The following is a 511-nucleotide window of genomic DNA, read 5'->3' on the forward strand; positions in this document are numbered from 1 at the left end:
CCCGCCGCATCCGCGGCGGGCGCCCTGTTCCGTGTCCGGGGCGGGGCGGGGCTGCGACGGCCGGGGACGGCACCGACCAAGGACGGATCGGGACCGAGGTCGGATCAGGGACCGAGGTCGGATCCGGGACGGTGCGCCTACCCCGCCCACCCTGGGAAGCATGGGGCCGATCCTCCCGCCCGGGTCCGACAGGAACACCGCCCGCGGGCGGGCGGCGGCCGGATTTTCACCCGGACGAGTGAGCGGCGCCCCGGGACCATTCGGTCTCGGGGCGCCGCTTCGTGTCGCCGTGCAGTCGAACCGGTCAGGCGTACGGGTCCTCTTCGGCATCGCGGATGATGCCCCAGATCTCCTCGTCCTCTTCCAGCCAGTCCTTGTGCTCGCCTTCGGGGCCGTCCTCGCCGCCCATGCCGCGGCCGCCCATGCCGGCGCCGCCGCCCATCATGCCGCCCATACCGCCGCCTCCGACGCCGCCGCCCATGCCGGCGGCCGTGTTGCCGGCCGCCCCCAG

Annotated in this window: 1 pseudogene; it reads right to left on the reverse strand. The window is 75.5% G+C overall.

What is annotated here, in order from left to right:
* Positions 1-304: 304 nt before the first annotated feature.
* Positions 305-511 (reverse strand): annotated as a pseudogene (locus DI269_RS12860) (hypothetical protein); the annotation flags it as partial.

It is taken from the genome of Glycomyces dulcitolivorans, from assembly GCF_003265355.1.
Lineage (GTDB): Bacteria > Actinomycetota > Actinomycetes > Mycobacteriales > Micromonosporaceae > Glycomyces > Glycomyces dulcitolivorans.